The organism is Streptomyces sp. NPDC040432, from assembly GCF_055595445.1.
In genome coordinates this window covers 152,914-177,327 of record NZ_JBVIVP010000009.1, presented here as the reverse complement: position 1 = coordinate 177,327, position 24,414 = coordinate 152,914, and the positions used below count along the sequence as shown (strand labels likewise).

Genomic DNA, 24,414 nt, shown 5'->3' with positions numbered 1-24,414 from the left:
TCACTCGGCGGTCCCGGCGTGGATGAGGGGGCTGCTGGTCAGGGACGCGGCACCGGATCGCAGGATACGGGTGGCGCGCGGGAAGTCCTTGAGTTCGCCCCCCAGGATGCCGAGCACGGGGAAGAGGCTCGCCGCGGGAACCTTCCGGGCGGTCAGGACGGTGGCGGTCCAATCGAGGAAGCGGACGAACAGCTTTTCGTCGCCGGTGTAGAGGGCGATGGACAGGAACTCCACGATGTGGGCGAGGTCTTCAGCGGTGCGTTCGCGTTGGGTGTCGTCGTAGGCGCGCATCGGGGGGTACGCGTCGTCCAGGCCGTCGAGGACCGCCCGCACGAGGTGGGCGCGGGTGCGGGCGATGAGCGTGTACTCCTGGTCTTCGAGGTGGGGTAGGTCGTCGATCTGCTGATGATCGGGTCCGGGCCGCTTCGGGATCCGCCGGGCGAGGTCGTCTGCGGCGGTGCGGGCGTCGGGAGCCCACGCGTCGGCGCCCAGGAGGCGGGCGTACTCGCCGTCGACGCCGAACGCGGCGCCACCGACGATGACGGGAACCCCCGCGGCCTGGCAGGCGGTGATCGTCGCGTGCACGGTCGGCAGGCGGGTGGCGAGCGAGGCGGACAGCGCGACGACGTCCGGGCCGGTCCGGTGGATGTGTGTGACCAGGTGTTGGGTGGGGACCTGGGCGCCGAGGTGGTCGACGTGCCAGCCGCGCAGCCGTAGCACGTCGGCCAGGATCCTGGCCGGCATGGCGTGCCATTCCCCGTCGGCGCAGGCAACGGTGACCCGACCCCGGTGCGGTTCGATCCGGGAGGCGGGGTGCGCGGCGACGGCCGCTACCGCCCGCTCGTTGATCGCGGTCGCTGCGTGTTCCTGGGCGACACTGATCGAGTTCGCAACCCACTCCTCGCCCACGCGCCCCTGGACCGGGGCGATGACCTTGAGCAGGACCTGCTCCGGCGTCCAGCCGCGGTCCAGCGCTCGCAGCACCGTCGAGATCGCGGCCTGCTCGTCGAGGGCCAGCACCGCCCCCCACAACCCCTCCGCCCACTGCGCCGCGTCGGTCGGGTCGCCGATCCGTGGACTCACGCGGTGAACCTGCCCCTGGTGTGCCCGTCCACCGCGCTCAGGTGGTTGGTGTGCGGGGCGCAGACGACGACCACGGCCATGTCATCGTGCGGTCCGGATCCGACCCATTCGGAAGCGAGCATCTGCACGCGTTCGACGATGGCCTCGGCGGGCAGTCCCGCGCACTCCGCAAGGATGCGCCGCAGCCGCGTCTCCCCGAACATCGAGTCGCCCAGCGGCCCGCCACGCGCCTCCGTGATCCCGTCCGTGTACAACACGCATGCCTCACCCGGCGCGAGCGTCGTTCGTACCGTCTCGGCCGTGACCTCCGAGATGGCTCCGACCAGGGTGCCCCGGGTGGGTGCCTCCTCGACGAGTCCATCGGCGCGCACGATCATCGGCGCGGGATGTCCGGCGCTCGTCAACCTCAACTCCACCGAGTTCCCCACCCGTACGGCGGAGGCGAGGACCATGGTGGCGAAGCGGGTGTCGCGCGTGTTGAGGAGCGCGACGTTGAGCAGGTTCAGCATCCGCTGATGGTCCTCGGCCAGTGGCAGGAGCGCGTGGAGGGTGTTGCGGATCTTCCCGGTCATCACGGCGGCCTCCAGACCCTTGCCGCAGACGTCGCCGAGCACGACCAAGGAGGCCTCGCCCTCGACGGCGGCGGGGTGGACGTCGTAGAAGTCGCCGCCGAGCCGCTCGTGGTCCTTCGAAGGCCGGTAGCCGCCCGCGTACTCCACCCCGGAGATCTGCCGGAGGGTGGGCGGCAGCAGGTCCCGCATCAACGTTTCGGTGATCGAGGACTGCTCCGCGTGCAGGCGCGCCGCGGACAGGGCGGCGCCGGCGCGCGCGGCGAAGAGGCGGGCGAAGACCTCCTCGGCCTCGCTGAAGGCCTCGTTGCCGGTACGGCGGAGCAGGATCAGAGCGCCTGCGGGGACGCCGTGGCCGGGCAGCGGGGTGATGACGATCGAGCCGACCGGTCCGAAGCCCGCTGGAACGAGCCAGTTCGGAGCGGTGGCGGGATCCATCCAACGGGAGGGGACCGGCGGGAAACCCTGGAGTGCTTCGGCGAGGCCGGGCACGTCCTCGGCTGCGGCGGACACCCGGCTCTTGATGGGCATGCCTCCGCGCAGGCAGGACACCACGGGAAGTTCACGGCCGCGCGAGGGTGCGATCACCAGGGCGGCGTCGGCGAGGTGCTCGGCGGCCATCTGTGCCGTGACGTCCATGCACCGCTCCAGGTTGAGCGAGGAGAGCAGCAGGTTCGATGCTTCGGTCAGGAAGGCCGTCCGCTCGCGTTCCATGCGCAGCGCCTCACGGGCCAGACGGTGGTCGGTGTCGTCGACCAACCACCAGGCGACAGTGCCGTCCGCGCGGACCGTGGGATGGGCCTCGTAGGTTCGCTCGCCCACCGGGCCCTGTGCGCATGCGGCCGTCGGCGTTTTCGAGTCGGCGGTCCGGGGTGCGGGGACCAGGTGGCGAAGATGGGCGGTCGACAACCAGGGCGCCACCGCGGTCGCCAGGGCGGCGCCCGGCCGGGCGCCGGGGAAGACGAGGAGGGCGGCGTCGTTGGCGAACACGACGATCGACTCGGCGTCCGCCAGCAGCACGGGATAGGGGGTCTCGCCCCACTGGACCACCGTCGTCATCGTGGGGGTGGAATCGGATCGGGTGAAATTCGCCAAATGTCGAAGGCCCGCTGTGCGAACCCCTCACCTCGAATTGACTAGGTACAGGATGGTTGCCTCAGTGCAACCATCCTGTATTCACCGCTCTCTTGGCAACCGGATCCTGATTTTGCCTCGTATGTGCATCGAAGTCGCAGCTCAGAGGGGTGATGTTCCGATAGTGGTTTCTTATGAAGAATTGAGCGTTGTGAAGGATGGGACGGTGGCCGGGTGAATCCACCTATTCCTGGGGCGCGGTTCCATCCGAGAGCCGCTTTCCTATGCCGTCGGTCAGGCTCCGCCGGGCGGGGTGGATGGTTCCGGAGCGTTGGACCGCCGGCCTGCGACGGTCGCGCCGGGACGTCCTGGCACCGGCCGCCCCGGCGCGATGCAGGCAGGTGGCCGGACGGGTCCGGTCACTCACCCATCCGGCCGCAGGACGTCGGGATGCCGCCCGGTGACGGTGTTCGCGGTGGCCGGCCGGCCTTATGGTTTCCGTTGTCCGGCAGACGCCCGATGTGGATGACGGGCGGGAGGTGTGTGGTGGCGTTGCCTCAGGTGGTGGTGCGGTCCGAGCCGGACGGCACCGTGCTGGTGGTGTGCTCGGGTGAGTTCGACGCGGACACGGTCGGTGTCCTCACGCGGGCCTGTGGGGGAGAGGTGGCGGACGCGGAGACCCTGGTGGTGGACCTGGCCCGGGTGACGTTCGGGGATTCCTCGTTCCTCAATGAACTCCTGCGTCTTCGCCGGACGCGCACGCTGGTTCTGGCGGGTCCGATTCCCCCGCAGTTCCTGAAGGTGCTGGAGCTGACCGGCGCGCTCGACCTCTTCGACGTCCGGCGGGACCCTCGCCGGCCATGACCCGTACGGCCGGCCGGGCGCGGGTCCGAGCCCGGCGGTCTCCCCCTGCAGCGTCGGCGCCGGATCGGAAGCCCGTTGCCGGGAGGAAGGCCTGACCGCTTCGGCTGCGCCCGCCCGGCCGGTCAGGCCAACTTCAGACTGACGCTGATGGTCTTGCCGTGGGCGTGTGTGGTGACGGTGACCTGTTCACAGAGTTGTTGGACCAGCGGCCAGCCGTAGCCGCCGGGCCGCTGGGGGTTGCCGGTGCGTGCGGTGGGCGGGCGGGGGTCGGCGTCGCTGATGGACAGGCGCAGCCTGCTGTCGCTGATGCGGGTGGTGAGTGAAGTCACGCCCCCGGCATGGCGGTTGGCGTTGGTGATGAGCTCGGAGGTCACGAGCAGGGCGTCCGTGGTCGTCACGCCGTCGGGGTCGAGGCCGTGCCCGTGCAGCAGGGCGCCGACCTGCTTGCGGGCGGCCGCGGATGACAGCGGCACGCCCGGAATGGGCAGGGTGGTGTCGGCCGCCGCGCTGCCGGTGGTGGGCGGGGGGCCGTCCGTCTCGTCTGTCGCCGTGGAAGGACTCATGCGCTCCTCACCTGCCCGAACCGCTCCGGCCCAAGCCGGGGCACGGATGTTCTGATGTCGAAGGCGGTCAACATGTCATCGCCGCGGTCAGGTTCTCGGCCACCCGGAAGGTGGGAGCGAGCCCGGTGACGTCCAGGAGCCGGCGCACGGAGGTGTGCAGCGGCCCGGCGAGAACCAGTTCGACCCCGGCCTCGACATGCGCTCTCCGTCCTTGGAGGAGGACGTGGAGTATGGCCGAGTCGGCGAAGGCCGTGAGGGAGAGGTCGACCACCGTACGGCCCGCTTCGGCTGCCGAAGCCTGGTCGAGGGCCTTCGCCAGGGCCGGGGCGCCGTCCCCATCGAGGTCGCCCCGTACATGGACCACGATGACGCCTTCGCGGAAGGTGGTGCTCACCACCGGTTCGTTCACCATCACCGGCCCATTCTCCTACACCGGTGATCGCGGTCCCCGAACCGTGGTCGGGCGACAGGCATGGTCGCGGGCCGCGCCCGGTGCGACGGACACCGCAGCGTTGAACAGCAACAGAACTCAGGAAACTCATTTCACGTATCGCTTGACGGGTGTGCGTGTCGGGCGCAATGATCTGGGGGACGGCGCACAGACGGCGCCGGACCCGGGGGATCCGGGTGGGATTCGAGTACTTGGGGAGATGGGATGGAAACCCTCACCACGCGCGAACGGGTCACGACGACCGAGGCGTTGACGGAGGCCACCCAGCTGCCTGAGCGGCTGCCGCGGATCATCGAGCCCCGTGAGGTCGCGCCGGAGGACGCCAGGGCGCTCTCCAAGACGTTCTTCGAGCGACTGCGAACGCTGGACGAGGGCACCCAGGAGCGTCAGTACGTCCGCAACACGCTCATCGAGATGAACCTGTCCCTGGTCCAGTTCGCGGCGCGGCGGTTCCGCAACCGGACCGACGGCACGGACATCGAGGACATCATCCAGGTCGGCACCATCGGCCTGATCAAGGCCATCGACCGCTTCGACCCTTCGCTGGGCAATGAGTTCACCACCCTCGCGCTCCCCTACATCACCGGGGAGATCAAGCGGCACTTCCGCGACACCACCTGGGCCGTCCGCGTCCCGCGACGCCTCCAGGAACTGCGCATCGAGCTGGCGCGCGGCAAGGAGGAACTCCACGCGGTCCTCGACCGGGCGCCGACCGTCCGTGAACTGGCCGAGCACATGGAGCTGACCGACGAGGAAGTCATCGAGGGCCTGGTGGCCGCGAACGGACACTCCAGCCAGCCCCTGGAACAGGAGTCGGACGAGTCCTCCGAGAGGGCCGTGCGGCCGCTGGCCGAAGTCCTGGGCAATGAGGACCCGGCGATGGAACTCTTCGAGGACTTCCGTACCCTCGCCCCCCTGCTGGAGGGCCTCGAAGGCCGGGACCGGCTCATCCTGCAGATGCGTTTCGGTGAAGAGATGACCCAGGCGCAGATCGGCGAACGCCTCGGCATCTCCCAGATGCAGATCTCCCGCATCCTCACCCGCACCCTGAGCCGCCTGCGGGAGGGCATGCTCGCCGACTAGCTCGCCGACCGGCGCGCCGACCGGTGTCGCGGGCAACGTTCGCGCCGTGGTTCGTGGAGCGCCGGTCCGGCTGCCCGGCCGCCGCCATCGAGGACGCCCTGACCCTGTCCTCGATGGCGGCATCCCGCCCCGACCGTGCCTATCGACCGCTGTCGGCCCGACGGATAGGCCTCACCTCAGGTGTCGGATGAGGAACCGGCCCGCTTCGTCGCCCGCGGACTGCGGGACGCCGGTGTGCCCGCCCATGTTGGCGTGCAGGGTCTTCTCCTTCGAGCCGAAGGCGTCGAACAGGTCGAGGGACGCCTGCTGGTCGTTCCCTTCGTCGTCCCATTGCAGCAGGACGTGCAGCGGAATGGTGACCCGGCGGGCCTCCTCGAACATGGCCCGGGGGATGAAGCTCCCGGCGAACAGAACGGCGGCGGAGATGCGCGGCTCGACCACCGCAAGCCGGGTTCCGATGGAGATCACTCCCCCCGAGTACCCGACCGGGCCGCCGATCTCCGGCAGCGACAGGAGGACGTCCAGGGCGCTCTGCCATTCCGGGACCGACTCGTCGACCAAGGGGAGGATGAGGGCGTCGATGATCTCGTCGCCGACCGGCTCGCCGGCCCCCATCGCCCGGCGCAGATCGGCGAGGGCCTGTTCGGCGGCGGGCCGGCGGGGCCGGTCACCGCTCCCGGGGAGCTCGATGGTGGCGGAAGCGAAGCCGTCCGCCGCGGCGTGCCGGGCCCGCGCAGCCAACCGGGGGTACACCTTGCGCAGCCCGAGAGGAGGGGGGCTCAGCAGGACCAGCGGCACCGGTGCGGACGCGGACGCGGATGCGGGCGTCCACAGGATGCCGGGGATCCCACCGAGGGTGAATTCGCGCTCAAGGACAGCGTCGTCGAGACGTCGTTCAGAAGTGAAGTGCACGGTCGTGCCTTTCGGAAGTGCCAAGGAACGGCGCTCCCGGACGACCTATCGCCCGACCGTGACCCCGGAGGGGAGCACCCATGTCGATACGTTCACGGGTACCACCTCCTCGGTCTCTTGCACGGCCTCCGGAAACCTAGCAGTGGCTGCCGTGCTCCCGCCAACGGTTTTCCGCGGCGTGTTCGGGCACGCGTCGGCCGGCCCCGAAGGCATCGAGCACGCGCCGAACTCCCTCCGGATCGGCCGTGGGCCCTGTTCCGTCGTCCGTACGGCTTCACGGCGGCCGGGCTCCGGGCGGACGCGGCGCGCACCCGGCAAGCGGGGCCCCACACGAGGGTGGCCCAACTCCGGTTGGGACGCGCACGGGCTCGGTGACGAGTGGTGCATCCTTGTCATCGGCTTCGTACAGGCTGAGGTGACGCGTGGAGGCGGCGGGTGTTATCGGTGGACGGCGGGCCGGCCGGGCCGGTACGGGTGCCCGGCCTGCGGGCTGAACTCGACCACGGGAGCGCCGTTCGGATGAGGGAAGCGGCGGACCTCCACCGGCGTCTCGCCGCGTACGGGGGAGTGCCGGGGCCCCCGGAGGATCCCACCCCGGTCGCCCGGGTCTTCTCCCCGACCGGGCCGCACCAGGCCATGGCCGGGTGCGACACGCCGGCCGATGCCCTCGCCACCGGCGGCGGCGCGCAGAACCCCACGCCCGGGAGCAAGTCCTCGGCGCATGCCACGAATGAGGTAACACCCGCATGACGCGCATTCCGGGGCCGACACCGCTGAGCGCCACCGGACCCGCGGATCCGGACCCGATCGCTCCCGACGCCGAGGAGGACCTGCGCGCCCTCTTCGGCCGATCGACAGCCCTCTTCGCCTCCCTCGCGGGCCCCGCCCACATGATCGAGGCCGCCAACGAGGCCTTCTTCACCACCATCGGAGGCGAACGGGCCCGTACCGGGGCACCCCTGGGGCAGCTGATGCCCGAACTCGCCGAGCAGGGCTACCTGTCCCTGCTCGACCGCGTGTACCGGACCGGCAAGCCCCACACCGGTCAGGACGCCCGCCTGCTGTTGGGTACCGGGCCAGGAGCACGCGAGGCGTTCTTCGACTTCACCTATGAACCGCGCCTGGACGCCGGCGGCAACTGCGTCGGAGTACGGGTCATCGGGGTGGAGAGCACCCAGGTCAAGCAGGCCCAGCGGTTGACGGCCGAGCACCGGGCGTTGCTGGAGCAGATCGCCCGTCAAGCCCCACTGGCCCAGGTGCTGGAGGGCATGGCCCGCGCCATCGAGGACCTCGCCCCGGAGGAGGTCCTCGTCTCGGTCCTGCTCGCCGACCCCGACGGCCGTCACCTGCGTCACGGAGCCGCCCCGAGCCTGCCCGACTTCTACAACAAGGCCATCGACGGCATCGCCACCGGCGAAGGCGTCGGATCCTGCGGCACCGCCGCCCACCGACGCCGGCCGGTCATCGTCTCCGACATCGCCACCGACCCCTTCTGGGACGCCTTCCGCGACCTCGCCACCACCGCGGGGCTCGCTGCCTGCTGGTCCACCCCGATCCTGGGCCGCGACGGCCAACTCCTGGGAACCTTCGCGATGTACCACCGGGTTCCCCGCGAACCCCAGGACGTCGACCTCGCCCTGTCCCGCGTCTTCGCCGACACCGCCGCCCTGGCCATCGAACGCCACCACACCGACCTGGCCCGCGCCGTGGCCGAGGCCAAGGAGAAAGCGGCCCGCAACGACCTCGCCTTCCTGCTGGAGGCGAGCACGAGGCTGACCGCCGACCTCGGCCACCTGCAGACCCTCCAGGCCCTGGCCGAATCCGCCGCACCCACCCTGGCCCCGCTGTGCGCGATCGACATCACCGAGGAGGGCCGGCTGCGCCGCGTGGCCATCGCCGCGCCCACCGCCGAACAGGAGCGACTCCTCGCCTCCCACATCCCGGTCTACGACGCCGTCGACGACGCGGTCGCCCGTGTCCTCGCCTCCGGGGTGAGCGAGGTCGCCCGCCGCACCCCCACCGGCCCGGGCCCCTGGCAGGAGCTCGGCGTCACCGGCTACCTCTGCGTCCCCCTGACCGACCGAGGCCGTCCCTTCGGCACCATGACACTGCTGTCGACCGGAGACCACCTGTTCGACGGCCACACCGTCGCCCTCGCCGAGGAACTCGCCCGCCGCGCGGCCTCCGCGGCCCGCAACGCCCGCCAATACACCCAACGCGTCGCCCTGGCCCGCGACCTGCAGGCCGGTCTCCTGCTGCCCAGGGTCCCCGAGATTCCCGGCGCCGAGATCGCCACCCACTACCACCCGGCCGGTGAGGGCCTCGACATCGGCGGCGACTTCTACGACGTCTTCCCCCTCACCGACGGCCGCTGGGCGTTCATGCTCGGAGACGTCTGCGGACGCGGCGCGACCGCCGCCACCACCACCGCCCTCGTCCGTCACACCGCCCGCGCCGTCGCCCGCCTCCTGCCCGACCCCTCCGCCGTCGTCCACGCCGTCAACCAAGCCCTCCTGGAGCGCCCCAGCGATCACGGCAACGGCTTCGTCACCCTCGTCCACGGCCACCTCACCCCCACCCCCGGCGGTGGTCTCGACGCCACTCTCGTCCGGGCCGGCCACACCCGCCCCCTGCACATCGACCACCACCGGCAGGTCCACCCGGTACGGGCCCCGGGCACGCTGATCGGCATCACCACCGACCCCGACCTGCCCGTCCACCACCTCCACCTCAACCCCGGAGAAAGCCTCGTCCTCTACACCGACGGCATCACCGAAGCCCGGAACCCCCACGGCGAACAGTTCGACGAGGAAGGCCTGGTCGCCGCCCTCACCCGCATTCCTTCGTCACACAGCGCCCGGAGCGTGCTCGACGCCGTCACCGATGCCGTCGACGCCTTCACCGCCGGGCAGGGCACCGACGACGACCAGGCCGTGCTCGTCCTGACCGCCACCCGGCCCGAGTAGACGTACGCGAGGCCCCGTGCTCCGCCTACGGATGGGCGGGTTGCGGCCCGCCGCCGACCGGCCCGTCGGCGCGTTCGGTTGGGTTGCCGAAGGTGACGGTGATGGTCTTGCCGCCGTCGTGGGTACGGATGTCGACGGTGTCGGCGAGGTCATGGACCAGCCGCCATCCGAAGCCGCCGGGCTGGTGGGGTGCGAAGGGCCGCAGTTGGGGCGTACGGCTGGTGCCGTCGGACACCTCGATGCTGACCGTGCCGGCACGGGCGGTGATCCGGAAGCCGGTGGCCCCGCCGGCGTGCCGCTGGGCGTTGCCGACCAGCTCACTCACCACCGTCAAGACGTCCTCGACGGCCTCCGGGTCGACCTCGGAACCCGTCAGGACCTCGCGGGCCGCGTCCCGGGCCCGAGCACAGGTGATCCCACACTCCTGCGGCACGACACGGGAACCCCGATCGTCCTCCACCACCGGACCCACTTTCCCCGCTCTCCCCGCACGCCATCGACCTCTGAGCCCCCGGAGGGCCGGCCGGACGAACCGGCACGTGCCGGCCTCCCCGTCCAAGCCGCCAGGCTACGCCGTGGCGACGACAGCGGGTAAGGAGGAGCGGATTCGTGTGACGGGCCCCGCGGACCGGCGGCGGGCGAACGGGCCGGCGGCGGTCGGACGCGGGCGCCGGACACACGGCTGGGCCCCGCCCCGGGGGGAGGGGGCGGGGCCCAGCACGCTTCACAGCCGACGGCTGTGGGGCGGTGTGTGGTCAGTGGCGGCGGAAGGAGTCCTTGACGGCCTCCTTGGCCTCGCGGGCATGGCCCTTGGCCTGGTCGCCACGGCCGTCCGCCGTCATCCGCTGGTTGCCGCTCATGCGGCCCATGGCTTCCTTGACCTTGCCCTTGGCCTGTTCGACCTGCGCCTTGGCCTTCTCGGTGCCCGACATGGGGACCTCCTCGTGATGTACCGGATTGGTCGTGACACTCACGTGCTCCCGATCGGCGGTCTCAAACCCCTCGTCCACACATCACCGACACCCGAGCCGATCCCGCCGCCGTCGACCGGACGGGGACCCTCCGCCACCGCTCGCCCGCTCGCCCCGGCCACCCTCCTGTTCCTGATCCCGATGCTGCCCTTGGTCCTCGTGGACGTCGCGACGTCGTACGGCTTGACGCCGACCGCTCGGCGCAGTGCCATGAATGCGGAGGGGGGTGCGGGATGAGCGAAGAGGACGGCGACACCGGGAGCCCGGAAGGCGAGCATCAACGGGAGCCGTATCGTTCAGGCTTCGAGGACAATTTCTGGTTCGTGCTGCTCGCGCTGATCGTGGTGGCGCTCTTCATCTTCGGTCTCACGCGCGGAGACACCGGGGGAGGGCACGAGGACGGCTATACCGGGTGGCGCTGAGTGGGCACCGGCGCGGGCGTTGGTCCTCGGCCGGGGGCGCGCCAACCCTCCGTCGACGCGCGGGCCACCCGCGGCGGACCGTGCCCTGACGCTGACGGCAACGACACCCTCACCGGCGGGGCGGGCACCGACCGCGTCGAGGGCCAGAACGGTAACGACGCCATCAGTGGCGGCGGCGACGACACCCAGTTCGGCGGCGACGGCAACGACGTCCAGGACGGCGGGCCCGGCACCAACACCAACGACGGCGGCGCCGGCTTCAACGTCTGCTCCCGGCCCCGCACCGGCCCCGGCTGCACCATCTGACCGTGTGACGCGCAACTCCTGAGGCGGCGCGGACCCGAACCCGGCCACGGGGATGTCCGCCCCTCGGCGGGCGGTATCAGCGGTGCCACAACCGGTCAGGGACGCCACACAGAGGTGGCACACACAGGACGGCCGGGTTCAGTCGGCCGGTGGACAGCGGGCGGGCGCGGTCAGATCCACGGGTCCGGGCTGAGGCTGCCGGACCATAGCGGCGCGAATGGTTCCGTTTCGCGTCGCTGGAGGATCCGCAAAGCATCGTCGATGCGACCGACGTCGACGAGGCGCTCCGCCAACAAGGTGGGGTGGAAAGCGCCGTGGGGTTCCAGGACGGCGGCGGCCTCCTCGGTCCGACCGGCCTCGGCGAGCAGGTCGGAGATGGCCCAGGCCGCGTACGGGCTGTCCCCCTCACGGTGCTGCCGGGCCTGCTCGATCACATCGTCGAGCGGGCTTCCGAGCGCCAGGATCCGCAGCCTCGTCCGGAAGAGTTCCCAAGGTTCCTCGCCGCCGTTGCTCGCCCGAAGGGCGTCGAGGTGGGCCAGGCCGTCGAGGGCGCGGCCGTGATCCGCGTAGAGCCGGCAGAGGGTGTCCACGAGGTGGTCGTCGTCGGCTCTCGAATCCACGAGCGCCCGCAGCACTTCGATCGCCTCATCGACCCGGTCGTGCCGGGACAGGAGCCCGGACAGTTCCAGCGCCGCGACGATCGGGCAGGTCAACGAGTCGTCCGCCCGTCGGTGGACGGCGATGGCTCCCTCCACGTCACCGCGTTCCTCCAGCAGCGCGGAGAGCCGCCGTGCGGCGATCCCGTTGGACTCGGACGCCGCGTACGCACGCAGTTCCTCGATCCTGTCGTGGCGCGCCAACAGGTCCGCGAGTTGGTCCCCGTCGTTGACCGAGGTGATCCGACGGGTGTGCAGAAGGCCGATCGCCTCGTCGAGGCGACCCTGGCGCTCACGGATCGTGGCGAGCAGTTCGATGGCCGTATCGGGATCGAGGCCCTTGCAGCACCAGGGATCGTCGCAGCGGTGTCCGGCCGGTATGCGGGCGGTCAGCAACTCTGCGATCTCCTCGTCCCGGCCCGCTCCTGCGGCGAGTTCGACCAGATCGGTGGCGAGACCCGGGCAGTCGATTCCGGGGAGCAACCGTGTGACCGCCTCGTCCCGGTGTCCGTGCCGAGCCAGCAGCCGCGCGAGCAACTCCAGTTTGAACCCGCCGCCCCTGGCGTGCGTCCGGGCCTCCTCGATCGCCTCCTGCACCCGTCCCCAACTCTCCAGCACCTCCACCCGGGCGCGCACGGCGGTCCACCAGCCGGTGGCGACGTACGGGGCGAGTACCGTCAACGCTTCTTCCTGCCGTCCCCTCTCCCCGAGCACCCGCGCCCATGCCAGCGCGCAGAACCACTCCCCGCGGCCGGCCTGGAGCGCGACCTCGTCCTCGTGGCCGAGGTGGAGGAGCCTGGAGACCACGGTCGGGGGAATGCATTCCGACAGGGTGCGGGCCCGGCGGTCAAGATCGGTGGCGTCCATCGCACGCACTATAGGACCCCGCTTCCGGATACTGCCCGGCCCTCTCCCCAGCCCTTGGGGCTGGAGGCTGCTGTCACGGTTGCGAAGCACACCACCGGACCCAACGGAGGCCCTGCTACGGGTCGCCACCGACATTCAGGTCCGCAGGCCCCGGCCGGCCGCGGCGCCACCAACCCGCCTGGAACCGCGGCGGGCAAAGGATCTTTCCGGGGCCGGCCTCGCCGGTTAGCCTCTGGGCATGGTCTTCAGACGCCTGTGGGGCGACAAGGGTGAGATACCGCTCGAAGTGGACACCGTCATCCTCTCCGAGCCCGCCGAACCGGGAGGGATGCTCACCGGGGAGGTGGTGCTGCGCGCACCCGATCGTGACGTGGAGGTGCGGTCGATCCATCTGAAGGCGTTCGTCGATCTGCCGGGCGTCCACAAGGGCGATGGTGCCGAAGGCCAGGGGTACTCGTTCAGTTCCACCGCCGCCAGCGGCTGGTTCACCCTGAAGAAGGGTGAGGAGAGGCGCTCGCCCTTTCGGGAGCGGCTCAGATGGGGAACACCGTTCTCCGAGGTGAACGGGCAGCGTTTCCAAGGGGTTTCCCTGACCCTGCACACCGAGGTCGAGGCCGAGGGCATCAGCACCCGAACGGACGCCGATCCCGTGCGCATCGCCGCGCTGCCCCTGCACAAAGCCGTCCTGGACGCCTTCGCCACCGTGGGCCACGATTGCACGACCTCCCACATCGTGGACTCGACCATCCCGGACACCGAGTACTACCTCTATCTGCGCCAGAGCTTCCTGCTCGCCCGACGAAGTGGCTACACGGCACCGCGGGAACTGGAGCTGACCTTTCACACCAATGCCGTCGGCTGCGAGATCTACCTCCGTCGGGCCGCCCTGGGCAAGAAGCACTGGCACGAGAAGCCACCCGCCCTGCGCTACGTCGCCGCGCACCACGATGTCGGCCGAGTGGACTTCGCGGAGGAGGTGCGGCGCTGGATCGACGAGGTTGCCGCTCCGGACCAGGACCGCGCCGACGCCGAGGGCTGACACCGGGACCGTACCGGGCGCCCTCGAACACGGATCCGTGGGGAAAGGGAGCGGCGCGCTCTCGTCGAGTGCTCACCGGAGCGGGCACGGAGTGTCGGACGAGGCCCTGATCCGAGTCGGCGAACCTCGGGCGGGTCTACCACCCGATCCCCCGTGCATCGCCCATGCTTCCCTCATGTGTACGCGAATCCTGTGGTCGTCGCAGGGGCACTCCCGCATGACGCAAGGTGCTCCTCCCCAGGGCGACGTGCTGGTCGCCCGGAGCATGGACTGGTTCCAGGACACGGACACGATCCTGGCGGTGCGCCCGCGTGGCGTGCAGCGCCGGAGCATGCCCACCACACCCGCGTCCCCGGGCGACTTCACCTGGACGTCGCGGTTCGGCAGCGTCGTCGCGCTCATGTACCGCGAGGCCGCCGTCGACGGCGTCAACGAGGCGGGCTTCCAGGCCAGCGGGCTCTACCTCTCCGAATCGGAGTACGGCGACCGGGACCCCTCGCGTCCCGGACTGGAGCTGTTCTGGGCGATCCAGTGCCTGCTCGACTGCTTCGACAACGTGGACGACGCGGTGAAGAAGATCGAGGGTGAGAACGTACAGCTCATCGCGAAGGACCTCGGAGGCAAGGCGGGGACCGGCCACCTCGCGCTCGCGGACAAGGACGGCAACTCGGCCATCATCGAGTTCCGCGCGGGCAAGGCCGTCGTACACCAGGGCAAGCAGTACACGGTGATGGCGAACTCCCCTTGGTACGAGGAGCAGTTGGAACTAAAGAAGCGGTACGAAGGGCTCGGTGGCGATCAGCCGTTGCCGGGCGGCGTCGACTCCCCGGACCGCTTCGCCCGCGCCGCCTACTACTCCGCGCAGCTTCCCGCCACCTCCGACGCCCGCGAGGCCGCGGCGTACATGTTCAGCGTGATCCGCAACGCCTCCGCTCCGTTCGGAACCGCGGACGAGGTGCGGCCGAACATCTCCACCACACGCTGGCGTACCGTCACCGACTGCACCGAAGGCCGGTACTTCTACGAGTCCACCACGAGCCCCAACGTGGTGTGGGTCGAGCTGACGCAGCTGGACTTCTCCGAGGGCGCTCCGGAACTGCGCCTCGATGTGGCGAAGGAGCCCGACCACGTCGGCAACGTGACGGCCAAGTTCGTCCCCATCGATCAGTAGGACGTTCAGCTCCTCAAGGCCTGGGCGTAGGGGTGTCGAGGGGGGATGCCGGGAGTGCCGCCTGACGACCAGGGGTGAGAAGTCCGGCGCGCACCGAGGTGCGCGCCGGTGGGAGCTCTTCGTCGGTGGGCTCCGCCGCCCCGGGATCGGGCCGCTGGTTCCCCGTCGGGGCGGTGGGCCGGTCAGGCTCCGATGAGGTGCTCGGGGCGGATCGGAGTCCTGTTCAGTTCCAGACCGGTCGCCGCCCGGATCGCGGCGAGCACGGCCGGTGTGGAGGAGAGGGTCGGGGCCTCGCCGATGCCTCGTACCCCGTACGGCGCGTTCGGGTCCGCCATTTCGAGGTAGTCGACCGGGATCGTCGGGGTGTCGAGGATGGTCGGGATCAGGTAGTCGGTGAAGGAGGGGTTGCGCACCTTCGCGGTGCTCGGGTCGACGATGATCTCCTCCATGACCGCGACGCCCAGACCCTGGAGGGTGCCGCCCTGGATCTGCCCGACCACGGACAGCGGGTTGAGGGCCTTGCCCACGTCCTGGGCGACGGCCAGCTCGACGACCTTGACCAGCCCCAGTTCCGTATCGACCTCCACGACCGCGCGGTGCGCGGCGAACGAGTACTGGACGTGACCGTCGCCCTGGCCGGTGACGAGGTCGAACGGCTGGGTGGGGCGGTGGCGCCACTCCTCCTCGATCTCCACGACCTCGTCCTCCAGGACGTCGGCGAGGGAGGCGAGGACCTCTCCGGCGTCCGTGACGACCTTGCCGCCCTCCAGGAGCAGTTCGGAGCTCCCCCACCCCGGGTGGCCCGCGCCGAACTTGCGCCGGCCCATGTCCAGGACCCGCTCGCGGACGATGCGGCACGCGTTCTTCACGGATCCGCCGGTCATGTACGTCTGGCGGCCGGCCGAGGTCGAGCCGGCCGACCCCACCTGGGTGTCGGCGGGGTGGATCGTCACCTGTTGCACGCCGAGTTCGGTGCGGGCGATCTGTGCGTGGATGGTGACGCCGCCCTGGCCCACCTCCGCCATCGCGGTGTGAACCATGGCCACGGGCTCGCCGTTGATGACCTCGATGCGGACCTTCGCGGTCGAGTAGTCGTCGAATCCCTCGGAGAACCCGACGTTCTTGATGCCGACCGCATAGCCGACACCGCGCACGACTCCCTCCCCGTGGGTGGTGTTGGACAGACCACCCGGCAGTGCGCGGACGTCCGCCACCCCGTCCGCGTCCTCCCACTGGCGCACCGGCGGCAGGGGACGTTCCTTGACCAGGCGCAGCAGCTCGGCGACCGGGGCCGGGGAGTCCACGATCTGGCCGGTGGGCATGGTGGTGCCCTGCTCCATGGCGTTGAGCTGCCTCAGCTCGACCGGGTCCATGCCCAACTTCGCGGCGAGCTTGTCCATCTGGGCCTCGTAGGCGAAGCAGGCCTGGACGGCGCCGAAGCCGCGCATCGCGCCGCAGGGCGGGTTGTTCGAGTAGAGGCCCACTGCCTCGATCTCTACGTCCTCGATGACGTACGGGCCGACCGAGAGGGACGCGGCGTTGCCGACGACGGAGGCCGTGGACGAGGCGTAGGCACCGCCGTCGAGCACGATCTTGCACTTCATGTGCGTGAGCTTGCCGTCCTTGGTGGCGCCGTGCTCGTACGTGAGCTTCGCCGGGTGGCGGTGCACGTGGCCGAAGAACGACTCGAAGCGGTTGTAGACGATCTTGACCGGTTTGCCCGTGCGCAGGGCGAGGACGCAGGCGTGGATCTGCATCGAGATGTCCTCGCGGCCACCGAACGCGCCTCCGATCCCGGCCATCGTCATGCGGACCTTCTCCGGTGGCAGGCCCAGGACCGGAGCGATCTGCTGGAGGTCCGAGTGCAGCCATTGGGTGGCGCAGTACAGGTCCACGCCGCCGTCCTCGGCCGGCACGGCCAGACCGGACTCCGGACCGAGGAAAGCCTGGTCCTGCATGCCGAAGGTGTACTCGCCCGTGACGATGACGTCGGCGCGCTCGGCGGCCTCCCGCACGTCGCCGCGGATGATCGGCTGACGGTGCACGATGTTCGGGTGCGGGACGTGACCGGAGTGGTGGTCGTCGCGGTTCTCGTGCACGAGTACGGCGTCCGGAGCGGTCGCTGAGGCCTCATCGGTGATGACGGGCAGTTCCCGGTACTCGACCTTGATCTTCGCGGCGGCGCGCCGCGCGGTCTCCGGGTGGTCGGCCGCCACCAGGGCGACCGGCTCACCGTGGTGGCGTACCTTGCCGTGTGCGAGGACCGGCGTGTCCTGGAACTCCATGCCGTAGTGCTTCATCGGCGCCGGCAGGTCGTCGTACGTCATCACCGCGCGGACCCCCGGCAGGGCGGCGGCCTCGGAGGTGTCGATGGAGACGATCTCGGCGTGGGCGACGGTGGACCGCAGGAGTTGCCCCCACAGCATGTCCTCGTGCCACATGTCCGAGGAGTACGCGAACTCGCCGGTGACCTTGAGGGTGCCGTCGGGGCGCAGCGTGGACTCGCCGATGCCGCCCCGGGTCCCCGAGCCCTGCGTGACGTCGGTGGGGACTCCGGTGGGATTCCTTCTGGTGGTACCGGCCATGAGTGGACCGCCTCTCCCTGATGTTCACGAATGTTCCGGACTCTCCGGATGCTCCGGACTCTCCGGACGCTGCGGATGTTCTTCGACGGCTCGGGGGCCGGTGCCACGACCCCCGTACGTGGCACACCGCACCGCGCTCCCCGCCCGTGTCCGTCCGGCCGTCCGGCCGTTTCGGCCGTTCCAGGGCTTGAACTCGCCGCTCCTTCCCGGCCGAACGCTCAGAAGTAGACAGCGCGGACCGGGGACGTGTCAGTCACCGATCACTCAGAAATGCCTGCCCCACCGCCTGTGGACGTCAGTGCCTTCCCACCGCGCCAACTCCCTGAGCTGTGGTGATACGTGCTCCACGCCGGGCACGGCGTGAGAGGGTGACGATCATGCGGCTCCGTGAACTGTTGAACATCGACGAGTTGGGACTGCGTCCACTCGCGGGCGCGGAGATCGACGACGACCTGCTCGATCGAGCCATATCCGCCGTCCCGATCATCGACAGGTCGGATCCCGGCCGGTTCCTCACCGGCGGCGAACTCGTCCTGACCGGGCTCGCCTGGTGGCACCAGGACGGGGACGCCGAGGCCTTCGTAGGTGTCCTCGCCCAGGCGGGTGTCACCGCCCTGGCCGCGGGCGAGGTCGAACACGGACTCGTCCCGGACGACGTCGTGCGTGCCTGCCGCCGCCACGGCCTGCCCCTCGTCGCCGTACGACCGGAAACCTCGTTCTCCTCGATCACCGAACACGTACTGCGGCGACTGCACCGGCAGGACGACGTCGGCAACCTCGCGGCCGTGGTCGAACGCCATCGGATGCTCCTCGCCGACCGGAGTTCCGCGGACCTGGTGCTGGCGCTCCTACGGGAGAGCCTCGGCGTCGACGTACGGGTCCTCTCCGTGACCGGACGTCAGATATCCGGAATCCGACCCCCGCTGCGCGCCGGGACGGCGACGGCACTGGCCTCGCGGTACCTGGCCGCGCGCCGCGCGGGCGGGGCGGCCCCCCACCTGGTGACGGTCGGGAGCCGGCCCTATTCCCTCGTACCGGTGGGTGACGCGCGTGACGCCGCCGGGGCCGAACCGCGGGCCGGCGAACTGGGTGACTGGCTCGTCGTCATCGAGGCCGATACCTCGCACTGGCCCGCGCCCGACGCGGTACTTCTCGATCGGCTCGTCGAACTGGTCGCCGACGAGCGAGCCGCGCACGAGCGGTCGAAGGCAGCACTGCGCGACCTGGCCGGCCGGGCCCTGGAACTGTTCCGGAGCACCGTGCCGGCCGAGGAGATACCCATACGGCTGCGCAGCACCGCGCAGTCCATCGTCAGTGGACAACTGACCTGGCCCCGCGAACAGTTCGTGGTCACCTCGGGCATATGGAGGAAGGGCCGCCCCATCCCCGCCGCGGACCTGCGCCTGCTCCTGGAGGAGGCCCTGCTCCAACCCGACGGCCCGGTACGGGTGACGCCACAGGACATCGCCTCGACCATCGACGGCGATCAGGCCGTCCTCCTCACCCTCGTCCCCGAGCCCACGGCCGACGATCCCGATCCGTCGCTCGACTGCTCGGCCGTCCAGCGCCGGCTCTCGGGGGTACTGGCGCGATGGCTCGGTCCGACGGACCGGGTCTGCGTCGGCATCGGTGTTCCCGTGGACGAACCCGGAAACGCCCGCCGCGCACTCGATGCCGCCCGCAACGCCCTACGGATCGCCGTGGCCGGCCCCGAACGGGTCGCCGTACGCGGCTCGGACGACCTCACCACGCACATCCTGTCCCTGCTTCCCCTGATCCCCGCCGACACCCTGCGGAGCTTCGCCGACCGACTCCTCGGCCCCTTGCGTGATCACGACAGACGGCACCGGACGGACCTCCTGAACACGCTCCGCACCTTCCTCGACTGCGACGCGTCCTGGACCGTCTGCGCCGCTCGGCTCCACCTGCACGCCAACTCCCTGCGCCACCGCGTCACCCGCATCGAACAACTCACCGGCCGCGACCTTTCCCGCCTCGAAACCAGGTTGGACTTCCTGGCGGCCTTGCGATCGGGCTGATCGGCGATCCCGGGGTGCCGCTGCTCCTCCTCGGGCTCCTGCTGTCGTGGATGGCCCGCACCGGCCAGGAGGTCCCGCACTGCGTGGGATGGGTCGTGGCGGGCTGGGTGGTGGCCGGATGGACCTGGGGCCGTCAGGCTTCCCGGGCCTGGTGCCGGCCGCGCTGCTGATCGCCCCGTCCCGGGCGAGACACTCGTGATCGCCGCTCCCGAGCCGGGGTGTTGGCTTCCTGACCGTGGCCGAGAACCAGGACATGACCCAGGGCGGCCTGTGACGGGGGCGTGGAGCTGGACGCCTCGGTGTGCACCGCCCGGTTGGAGCCGGCCGTTCTCGCGGAACGTCGGGTTCACGCGGGTGGGAGGTGTCGAGTGTTGGGGGTGGCGACGACGTTGATGTTGAACATGTGGGACCGCAGACCGGCCGCGATGCCCATGAAGAGGAGGGCGAAGTGTTCCTGTCCGCGTGCGGTCGTGATGCCGCCGATGTCCAGCTGCGACGACGCCGGCCAGCCGAGGTCCGTGAGCAGCCGGCCGGCAGTCCGTTTGGCCGCGGCGTCGTCGCCGGAGAGGAAGACGGTGCTCGGGCCGTCGAGAGTGCCCGGGTCGGTCATCACGGTGGAGTCCATGGTGCACAGCGTCTTGACGACGGGAGTGAGTGGGAAGGCCGCCTGGATCTGTTCGCCCAGGCTGTTGTTGGGGTGCGACAGCTCGACGAAGTCGTCGGAGAGGCCGACCCCGACATCGATCAGCAGGGTGCCCGCCAGGGCCGGTGCCCCGATGGATTGCAGTAGTTCCACGGATGCATCCCCCGGTGTGGCGTTGACGAGCACCTGGGCGTGGGCGGCCGTTTCGCTCAGGCCGGCCACGGGTAGCCCGAGGTCCGTCCGTTCCTCCGGGCGGCGCGAACCGAGGAGGATGTCATGTCCTGCGGCGCCCCAGCCGTGGGCGAGTGCTCGGGCGACGTTGCCGGTACCAAGTAGTCCTATGCGCATGCTGCGACGCTAGCTGCGGCCTCGCTCGGAGGAATCGGGCTGCGGGCCCGTACGGATCGGTACCAAAGACTTAGGTCCACCGGTCCACCGGCCCACCGGGGCCGCTGCGCAGGCCTCACGTCCGGAGCTGTTCGATCAGGCTGCTACCGCTTCCTCCGGCCCCGGTGGTGGGCGGATGCTGATACACGGCTGAAGCACACCTGTGAGGCTCTCGAAGCGGCGCCCTCACGGGGCCGAAGTGCGGCTCGCGCAGTCTTCGCAGGTGACCACTTCGAAGGTTTCCGACCCGACCGGCACGGCGGGCCCTGCCCCTGCCCCCCTAACCGAATCCGTCCCCGCCCCCGACGACACCGCCACCGTCCCCGACGACGACGCCACCGTCCCCGACGACGACGCCACCGGCGCGCCGCGCCGCGTCCGTACCCGCCCCCGCGGCTGGATCGTCGCCGTCGCCGCGGTGGGCTGCGCCCTGCTGATGGCCCTCCACGCCCACGTTCCGCGCGGCCCCGGCAACCTCGGCAGCCTGTTCCAGACGTTCCTTCCGTGGACGGGTCTGAGCGTGCCCCTGCTCCTCGGCGTCGGGCTGGTCCGCCGCTCCCGCATCGCGGTGGTGGCCGCCCTGGTGCCCGCCGTCGTCTGGGGCTGCCTGTTCGGTGGCACCCTCGCCGACAAGAGCGCCTCCGGCGGGGAACTCACCGTGGTCAGCCACAACGTCGACGAAGGCAACCAGGACCACGCCCGGACAGCCCGGGCGCTGGCCGCGTCGGGGGCGCACGTCCTGGCACTGGAAGAGCTTTCCGCCGCGTCCACACCCGTGTACGAGCGTGAGCTGGCGGCCGGCTACCCGTACCACTCGGTGCACCTGGGCGTCGGGATCTGGAGCACGTACCCGCTGAGGGGAGCGCAACCGGTGGAGATCATGCCGTGGACACGTGCGGTGCGGGCCACCGTCGACACCCCTCGCGGTCCGATCGCCGTGTACGCCGTGCACCTCGCCTCGGTACGCGTCACCACGGACGGGTTCGGCACCTGGCACCGCGACGATGCGGCCCGGAAGCTGGCCGCGGCCCTGCGTACGGAGTCGTCGCCCCGCGTCCTGGTGGTCGGCGATTTCAACGGGACGTACGACGACACGGCGCTGCGGCCGGTGACCTCCGGGCTGGTATCGGCGCAGCGCGCGTCCGGTGCGGGCTTCGGCCTCACATGGCCCGCCGCCTTCCCGATGGTCCGCATCGACCAGATCCTGCTGAAGGGCATGACCCCGGTCTCCGCGTGGACCCTGCCCGCCACCGGGAGCGACCACCTGCCCGTCGCGGCGTCCCTCCGCTTCTGAGGCGGAAGATTCCGGACACCCATTGGGTACCGTAGGGGCCGTAAACAAGGTGAACCAGCCCGATAACACAAGAAGGCGGCATGTCGGCAATACCGGTCCCGGACCCCGTCAGTGTCCTGCTCGTCGAGGACGACGACACCATCCGCCGCGCGGTACAACTGTCGCTGGAGCGCTACGGCTACCGCGTCACGCCGGCCGCGGACGGACTGACGGGACTGGAGGCCTTCCGGGCCGGCGCGCACGACCTGCTGATCCTGGACGTGATGCTGCCCGAACTCGACGGGATCGGCCTGTGCCGCCGGATCCGCGAGGAGAGCCCGGTACCGGTGCTGATGATGTCCGCGCGCGGCGACGCCCTCGACGTCGTCGCCGGACTGGAGGCGGGCGCCGACGACTACGTCGTCAAACCCGTCGACACCGCCGTCCTCGTCGCCAGGATCCGCACCCTGCTGCGCCGCGCGACCTTCGCGCCGTCCGCCGCACCCGCCGCCCCGGCTCCCGACCGGGAGCCGGACGGAGTCCTCGTCTTCGGCGACCTGGCGGTGAACACCCTCGGCCTGGACGTGCACCGCGCCGGCCGCCCCGTCCCACTGACCCCCACCGAACTGCGGCTGCTGCTGGAGTTCGCGGCGGCCCCCGGCGTCGTGCTGGACCGCCGCCGTCTGCTGCGCGACGTCTGGGACTACGGCTGGGAGGGCGACACCCGGGTCGTGGACCTGTGCGTCCTGCGGCTCCGCAAGAAGATCGGCGCCGACCGGATCGAAACCGTCCGCGGCTTCGGCTACAAACTCGTCCGCGGCTAGGACGCCCGACCGGAGCCCGGCACCGAACCCCGACCGGAGCCCGGCATCGAACCCCGACCGGAGCATGGCATCGCACATGGCCTTCCCCAACCCCCGCGCCCTGCGCTGGAAGATCGCCGCACTCACCGCCGCCGCGTGCTGCGCCGTCGCCGCGGTGGTCGGCGTACTCGTCCACCGGTCGATGGCCGACCGCAGCGAACGCACGGGCGCCGAACGCGTCGGCGCCCGGCTGGACGCCGCGGAGCGCGAGTACGCCCGTTCGGGCACCACACCGATCGACGTCCAACTCCAGCGCCCCGACCAGCTCGACCGGCCGCTCGCGAAGGCGCTGGAACGCAAGGAGCCGGGCGCCCTCCACGTGACCTGGTTCGACCGTCGACCCCCGAACGCGTACTGGCTCTGGGCGGCCATGCCCGTCGACGGCGACCGGGTGCTCGTCGCCCGCACCGACATGAGCTTCGAGGTCCGCGCCCTGCAACTCCTCGACCGCAGCATCGTCAAGGCCGTGCTCGCCGCCCTCGTGGTCGTCGTGCCCCTCGCCGCCCTGGCCACCGAGCCCATGAACCGCCGCCTGCGCCGGGGCGCCCGAACTGCCCGGGCCATCGCCGGCGGAGACCTCGGCGCCCGGATCGGCCCGGGAGGACGGGCCCGGGACGAGATCTCCGAGATGTCGGCGGCCATGGACGAGATGGCGGGCGCCCTGCAACGGAAACTGGAGGGCGAGCGACGCTTCACCGCGGACGTCGCGCACGAGCTGCGCACCCCGCTGATGGGCCTGACCACCGCCGCTGGACTGCTCCCCGAGGACGACGAAGCGGCCGGGCTCGTACGCGACCGGGCGAGGGCACTGAGCGCACTGGTGGAGGATCTGCTGGAGATCTCCCGCCTCGACGCCGGGGCCGAACGGGCCCGCACCGACCTGGTGCCGCTGGCCGACCTGGTCGCCGACGTCGTCCGGCGGACCGGTGCGGACGCCCGCGTCCGGACGGCGGGCGCCGCCGAGGAGGTCGAGACGGACCCGCGCCGCGTGGAGCGGATCGTCGCCAACCTCGTCACCAACGCGCACCGGCACGGCGCGACCCCGGTGGAGGTCACCGTGACCGGCCCGCGGATCGTCGTACGGGACCACGGGCCGGGATATCCCGCCGAGATCCTCACCGAAGGCCCCCAGCGCTTCCGCACCGGCTCCGCCGAACGCGGCCGGGGACACGGCCTGGGGCTGACCATCGCACTCGGCCAGGCGGAGGTGCTCGGAGCACGACTGACCTTCACGAACGCCCCGGACGGAGGCGCGGTCGCCACCCTGCACCTGAGTCCGGACGCGGGCTGAGACCGAACCGCGCACCACGGCTCCGGCAGCGGACACCCGGCCGAACCCGGTACGGAAGGGGCCGCTCGTCCTTCGAACGGCCCGCCGGCCCCCGGGCTGCGAAGTGGGAAATGACCTGCCGGCTCGCTCGTCGGATCGCCGACGGATCCCTGGATCCATCCGCCGGCGCCCACGTCATCCGGGCGGACTCGCCCAGACCCCTCAGCTCCCCCGAAGGGCGGGAGCCTCTCGTCCACCGCGCGCAGAACCTGGACCGTTGGGAGGAGAGCCGGGTGGTTCCTCGCGGTTCCAGGATCGAAGAGATCACTTGGGACAATTGAGTCGCTGTTGTTCAAG

The 24,414-nt window shown here is 70.8% G+C and carries 22 protein-coding genes; 12 read left to right on the top strand and 10 right to left on the bottom strand.

From position 1 onward, the window contains the following. Together ACZ58N_RS20790 and ACZ58N_RS20785 are read right to left on the bottom strand one after the other, a co-directional pair. Entirely contained in the window at positions 1–1,083 is a 1,083-nt protein-coding gene (locus ACZ58N_RS20790) for a cobalamin B12-binding domain-containing protein (protein WP_471161827.1), read from the bottom strand. Then, positions 1,080–2,711, bottom strand: a complete 1,632-nt coding sequence (locus tag ACZ58N_RS20785; RefSeq protein WP_471161824.1) for a PP2C family protein-serine/threonine phosphatase — start codon at positions 2,709–2,711, stop codon at positions 1,080–1,082. The genes ACZ58N_RS20790 and ACZ58N_RS20785 overlap by 4 nt, the downstream gene beginning before the upstream one ends. A 561-nt stretch (positions 2,712–3,272) precedes the next feature. On the opposite strand from ACZ58N_RS20785, the gene ACZ58N_RS20780 reads away from it, so the two are divergent. Next, entirely contained in the window at positions 3,273–3,590 is a 318-nt protein-coding gene (locus ACZ58N_RS20780) for an STAS domain-containing protein (protein ID WP_471161822.1), read from the top strand. 122 nt (positions 3,591–3,712) lie between these two features. On the opposite strand, the gene ACZ58N_RS20775 is transcribed toward ACZ58N_RS20780, so the two are convergent. Both ACZ58N_RS20775 and ACZ58N_RS20770 read right to left on the bottom strand, forming a co-directional pair. Beyond that, entirely contained in the window at positions 3,713–4,153 is a 441-nt protein-coding gene (locus ACZ58N_RS20775; protein ID WP_471161819.1) for an ATP-binding protein, read from the bottom strand. A 67-nt stretch (positions 4,154–4,220) separates the two neighbouring features. Then, complete coding sequence (locus ACZ58N_RS20770) at positions 4,221–4,565, bottom strand: STAS domain-containing protein (protein ID WP_471161816.1); 345 nt, start codon at positions 4,563–4,565, stop codon at positions 4,221–4,223. Positions 4,566–4,808: 243 nt separating this feature from the next. Between ACZ58N_RS20770 and ACZ58N_RS20765 the strand changes: the two genes are divergently transcribed. After that, complete coding sequence (locus tag ACZ58N_RS20765) at positions 4,809–5,687, top strand: SigB/SigF/SigG family RNA polymerase sigma factor (RefSeq protein WP_471161814.1); 879 nt, start codon at positions 4,809–4,811, stop codon at positions 5,685–5,687. Between the two features lie 171 nt (positions 5,688–5,858). On the opposite strand, the gene ACZ58N_RS20760 is transcribed toward ACZ58N_RS20765, so the two are convergent. Continuing rightward, complete coding sequence (locus ACZ58N_RS20760) at positions 5,859–6,599, bottom strand: dienelactone hydrolase family protein (protein ID WP_471161812.1); 741 nt, start codon at positions 6,597–6,599, stop codon at positions 5,859–5,861. 746 nt (positions 6,600–7,345) lie between these two features. Here ACZ58N_RS20760 and ACZ58N_RS20755 point away from each other — a divergent pair. Beyond that, entirely contained in the window at positions 7,346–9,565 is a 2,220-nt protein-coding gene (locus ACZ58N_RS20755; protein WP_471161809.1) for a SpoIIE family protein phosphatase, read from the top strand. A gap of 25 nt (positions 9,566–9,590) precedes the next feature. On the opposite strand, the gene ACZ58N_RS20750 is transcribed toward ACZ58N_RS20755, so the two are convergent. Then, positions 9,591–9,998: an ATP-binding protein gene (locus ACZ58N_RS20750; RefSeq protein WP_471161806.1), complete on the bottom strand. Its 408-nt coding sequence runs from the start codon at positions 9,996–9,998 to the stop codon at positions 9,591–9,593. A gap of 322 nt (positions 9,999–10,320) precedes the next feature. Then, positions 10,321–10,497 (bottom strand): CsbD family protein, encoded by a 177-nt coding sequence (locus ACZ58N_RS20745; RefSeq protein WP_471161803.1) that lies wholly within the window; start codon positions 10,495–10,497, stop codon positions 10,321–10,323. A gap of 272 nt (positions 10,498–10,769) precedes the next feature. Here ACZ58N_RS20745 and ACZ58N_RS20740 point away from each other — a divergent pair, with 272 nt between their 5' ends. Together ACZ58N_RS20740 and ACZ58N_RS20735 are read left to right on the top strand one after the other, a co-directional pair. Then, positions 10,770–10,958 (top strand): hypothetical protein, encoded by a 189-nt coding sequence (locus ACZ58N_RS20740; RefSeq protein WP_471161800.1) that lies wholly within the window; start codon positions 10,770–10,772, stop codon positions 10,956–10,958. Then, a complete protein-coding gene (locus tag ACZ58N_RS20735) occupies positions 10,959–11,264 on the top strand; it encodes a calcium-binding protein (RefSeq protein WP_471161797.1) in 306 nt (101 codons plus the stop codon). 170 nt (positions 11,265–11,434) lie between these two features. Here ACZ58N_RS20735 and ACZ58N_RS20730 read toward each other — a convergent pair whose 3' ends face one another. Further along, positions 11,435–12,787 (bottom strand): tetratricopeptide repeat protein, encoded by a 1,353-nt coding sequence (locus ACZ58N_RS20730; RefSeq protein WP_471161794.1) that lies wholly within the window; start codon positions 12,785–12,787, stop codon positions 11,435–11,437. A 238-nt stretch (positions 12,788–13,025) separates the two neighbouring features. Between ACZ58N_RS20730 and ACZ58N_RS20725 the strand changes: the two genes are divergently transcribed. Both ACZ58N_RS20725 and ACZ58N_RS20720 read left to right on the top strand, forming a co-directional pair. Next, the gene (locus tag ACZ58N_RS20725) at positions 13,026–13,826 is read left to right on the top strand and encodes a sporulation protein (RefSeq protein ID WP_471161792.1); all 801 of its coding nucleotides are present in this window, start codon (positions 13,026–13,028) and stop codon (positions 13,824–13,826) included. 175 nt (positions 13,827–14,001) lie between these two features. Next, positions 14,002–14,997 carry a linear amide C-N hydrolase gene (locus tag ACZ58N_RS20720; RefSeq protein WP_471161790.1) on the top strand — a complete coding sequence of 332 codons (996 nt, stop codon included), beginning with the start codon at positions 14,002–14,004 and terminating at the stop codon, positions 14,995–14,997. A gap of 182 nt (positions 14,998–15,179) precedes the next feature. Here the strand turns inward: ACZ58N_RS20720 and ACZ58N_RS20715 are convergent, their stop codons facing one another. Then, the gene (locus ACZ58N_RS20715; protein WP_471161787.1) at positions 15,180–17,582 is read right to left on the bottom strand and encodes a xanthine dehydrogenase family protein molybdopterin-binding subunit; all 2,403 of its coding nucleotides are present in this window, start codon (positions 17,580–17,582) and stop codon (positions 15,180–15,182) included. Positions 17,583–17,959: 377 nt separating this feature from the next. Here ACZ58N_RS20715 and ACZ58N_RS20710 point away from each other — a divergent pair, with 377 nt between their 5' ends. After that, positions 17,960–19,621, top strand: a complete 1,662-nt coding sequence (locus ACZ58N_RS20710) for a PucR family transcriptional regulator (RefSeq protein ID WP_471161784.1) — start codon at positions 17,960–17,962, stop codon at positions 19,619–19,621. A gap of 14 nt (positions 19,622–19,635) precedes the next feature. After that, a complete protein-coding gene (locus ACZ58N_RS20705) occupies positions 19,636–19,791 on the top strand; it encodes a hypothetical protein (RefSeq protein WP_471161781.1) in 156 nt (51 codons plus the stop codon). Positions 19,792–19,967: 176 nt separating this feature from the next. Here ACZ58N_RS20705 and ACZ58N_RS20700 read toward each other — a convergent pair whose 3' ends face one another. Next, on the bottom strand, positions 19,968–20,612 hold the full coding sequence (locus tag ACZ58N_RS20700) for an NADPH-dependent F420 reductase (protein ID WP_471161778.1): 645 nt from the start codon (positions 20,610–20,612) through the stop codon (positions 19,968–19,970). Between the two features lie 439 nt (positions 20,613–21,051). Between ACZ58N_RS20700 and ACZ58N_RS20695 the strand changes: the two genes are divergently transcribed. The 3 genes from ACZ58N_RS20695 (at position 21,052) to ACZ58N_RS20685 (ending at position 24,078) form a co-directional block, all read left to right on the top strand. Next, a complete protein-coding gene (locus tag ACZ58N_RS20695; protein ID WP_471162043.1) occupies positions 21,052–21,945 on the top strand; it encodes an endonuclease/exonuclease/phosphatase family protein in 894 nt (297 codons plus the stop codon). A gap of 80 nt (positions 21,946–22,025) precedes the next feature. Next, complete coding sequence (gene cseB, locus ACZ58N_RS20690; protein WP_471161775.1) at positions 22,026–22,748, top strand: two-component system response regulator CseB; 723 nt, start codon at positions 22,026–22,028, stop codon at positions 22,746–22,748. A 76-nt stretch (positions 22,749–22,824) separates the two neighbouring features. Beyond that, the gene (locus ACZ58N_RS20685) at positions 22,825–24,078 is read left to right on the top strand and encodes a sensor histidine kinase (RefSeq protein WP_471161772.1); all 1,254 of its coding nucleotides are present in this window, start codon (positions 22,825–22,827) and stop codon (positions 24,076–24,078) included. The last annotated feature ends 336 nt before the right edge of the window (positions 24,079–24,414 follow it).